The 2,534-nt window shown below is 69.3% G+C and carries 2 protein-coding genes and 4 tRNA genes; 1 reads left to right on the top strand and 5 read right to left on the bottom strand.

The features are described from left to right. The 5 genes from VGD70_RS32595 to VGD70_RS32575 form a co-directional block, all read right to left on the bottom strand. Positions 1–57 (bottom strand) — tRNA-Val (locus VGD70_RS32595). 9 nt (positions 58–66) lie between these two features. Then, positions 67–138 (bottom strand) — tRNA-Cys (locus VGD70_RS32590). Between the two features lie 86 nt (positions 139–224). Beyond that, positions 225–297, bottom strand: a tRNA-Gly gene (locus VGD70_RS32585). A 105-nt stretch (positions 298–402) separates the two neighbouring features. Continuing rightward, on the bottom strand, positions 403–828 hold the full coding sequence (locus VGD70_RS32580) for an SsgA family sporulation/cell division regulator (protein ID WP_075123646.1): 426 nt from the start codon (positions 826–828) through the stop codon (positions 403–405). A gap of 336 nt (positions 829–1,164) precedes the next feature. After that, positions 1,165–1,236, bottom strand: a tRNA-Val gene (locus VGD70_RS32575). A gap of 106 nt (positions 1,237–1,342) precedes the next feature. Between VGD70_RS32575 and VGD70_RS32570 the strand changes: the two genes are divergently transcribed. Further along, positions 1,343–2,290, top strand: a complete 948-nt coding sequence (locus VGD70_RS32570; RefSeq protein ID WP_331088212.1) for a hypothetical protein — start codon at positions 1,343–1,345, stop codon at positions 2,288–2,290. Positions 2,291–2,534 lie beyond the last annotated feature (244 nt).

Below are 2,534 nucleotides of genomic sequence, written 5' to 3'. Positions count from 1 at the left end.
TACTGGGATTGAACCAGTGACCCCTACCGTGTCAAGGTAGTGCTCTCCCACTGAGCTAATCGCCCGAGGCGGAGGCGGGAATCGAACCCGCGTACAGGGCTTTGCAGGCCCTTGCCTAAGCCACTCGGCCACTCCGCCGTTGCCCGAGCGAGATTGGGGCTCCGGCTCGGACCCGAGGGGCCGTGTTGCTGGATTCGGCCCGGTGGGAGGCCGACCCCTCTTCGAGCGGACGACGGGATTCGAACCCGCGACCCTCACCTTGGCAAGGTGATGCGCTACCAGCTGCGCCACGTCCGCAAAACCACGCTGTTCCAGGAAGTTCCCGTCCCCGCGTGGTGTGAGCGGAACTCTATCCGACCTCCCGCCGCGGTCTCAAACCGGGGGTTACCGCCCGGCGAAACCTCAGGTCAGGTCGGTCGAGATGAGGTGTGTGAGGGCCTCGTCGACGTCCACCCAGAGGTGCTCGTTGCCGGGCACCACGACGTCGTACGTTCGGTCCAGAAAATCCGCCAGCTCCTGCGCCGAGGCCTCGAACACCGCGTGCCCGGACGGCGAGCTGAGCTCGATCACGACCACCTCGGGATCGTCGACCGCCGGGCGGATTCGGACGTCCCCGTTGCCCGCCTCGGCGATGAGGCCGTCGGCGAGCAGATCGCGGGCGAACACCCACTCCACCCAGCCGGCCCGGCCGGTCCGGAAGGCCGCGACAACCGCGTACGGATCGCGCGTGTCGTAGCGCAGCTCGACCTTGACGGGCACCGCGGGAGTCCGCGGGGCCAGGAGGTCGAACACCGCTGTCGAACGGAGCGTCACGTGGTCGTTGCGCATCGTCGCTACCCTTTCTCTCCCTTCCCAGCCCTAGAACGACTGAGTCCCTACCGTGTGACGGTCGGAGGGCCCCTTCCGGTCGCATCTTTGTCGCACTTCACCCGTATGGGTCAGAAGTACAGCACAGCGCACCTGGGTCGCGACACTCCGTGAGAAGGTGCTCTCTGCCACCACCCATACTGGCAAGGGTTGGTCGCGTCCCGGTAGCGTCGTAGCCCGAATGTTGCTCGTGCCAACCGGCAACTTACCGCAGCAGACGCGTTTCGGAACGGCCGGAAGTAGGAGACACGCGAAAAGCCCCCACGATGAGCAGACCATGGGGGCTTTTCGAATGCGTGGGCGATACTGGGATCGAACCAGTGACCTTTCCGGTGTGAGCGGAACGCTCTCCCGCTGAGCTAATCGCCCTCGCGACGAGAGAACTGTACCGGGTGCGTCACCAGCTCGCGAAGCGGGTTGGCCGTAGGATCGCGCGGTGCGTTCACCAGGGGCTCAGCGAGTAAAGATCATCATCATGGCCGTCACGGTGCTGGTCTCCGGCGCGTGTTCGAGCAGTACGGGGTCCGACTGGGCCGACCAGGCCGCCTCGGCGCCGTCGGGGCTGCTCGGGGCGCTCGGCAAGGTCGCGGCCACCGCCGAGGACAAGAACTACGTCGAGTACGGCGACCTCGCCAAGGTCCGCGAGCTGGTGAGAAAGGACAAGGAACGGTTCCTGAACGTCGCCGGCTACGGCTACGGACAGCTGTCCGCCACCTCGGTCCTCATGGCCGAGCAGCTCGGCTTCGACCCGCAGGCCATGGACCAGGCCGTCACCGCCGGCACGCCACCCAAGTGGGCAGGCGTCTTCTGGGGCAAGTACGACGTCGCCAAGCTCGACCGCGAGCTCGCCGGCCGGGACATCACGTCCAGCAAGTCCGGCGGCGCCACCCTCTGGACGAGCGCGGGCGACAACGAGCTCAGCATCGACGGACCGCTCGGCGAGATCGCCCCGACCGGCCAGCTCAACAACATCCGCACGGCCGACGGCTCCCTCGCCTACGCCCCGACCAAGGCCGGCATCGACTGGGTGACCAACCCGGGCGGCGGGACCCTGGCCGACGACGCGGGCCTGCGCAAGCTCGCCGGCTGCCTCGGCGACGCGACCGCCGCGATCATGAGCCGGCCGGACGGTGACAGCACCGCCTACGCGGTCGGCGTCCGCGCCCCGTCCGCCGACGACGTCACCGAGGTGGTCTGCCTCGCCCCGTCGGGCGACGCCAACGGCCTGCGCGACCGCGTGGAGCGCGAGCTGAGCGACGGCTCGGCGCGGTCCGGCCAGCCGTGGACCGAAGTGCTGCCGGGGGCCAAGGCCGACGTGGTCGACGGCGTGGTCCGCATCCAGTCCACGCCCGCCGCGAACGGCCCGGTCGGCCTGGTGATGCGCCTGCTCGTCAGCAACGACCTCGCGGTGCTCGCGGGCTGAGCTACCGCGGGCTCACCAAGCCGACCTCGTAGGCGAGGACGACGGCCGGGACGTGGTCGCGCCATGCAGCGCGTCAACGAGGGCTACACCGGCGGTCAACGCTGGAGCAGCCAGGCGGCGCCGGCGAGGGCGGTGGTCACGATCAGCGCCTGGAGGACCGGGACCGGGAGGCGGCCGACCAGCTTGGTGCCCAGCCAGCCGCCGGCCGCGGCGGGGGCGGCCAGCACGGCGACGAGGGTCCAGT

The sequence above is a fragment of the Actinophytocola sp. genome (genome assembly GCF_036402745.1).
GTDB lineage: Bacteria > Actinomycetota > Actinomycetes > Mycobacteriales > Pseudonocardiaceae > Actinophytocola.
This window is presented reverse-complemented; position numbering and strand designations above follow the sequence as displayed.

What these genes read in the sequence shown, in the direction of transcription:
- VGD70_RS32580 (WP_075123646.1), bottom strand. Translation starts at nt 828, where the DNA reads ATGCGCAACGACCACGTGACGCTCCGTTCGACAGCGGTGTTCGACCTC.
- VGD70_RS32570 (WP_331088212.1), top strand. Translation starts at nt 1,343, where the DNA reads ATGGCCGTCACGGTGCTGGTCTCCGGCGCGTGTTCGAGCAGTACGGGG.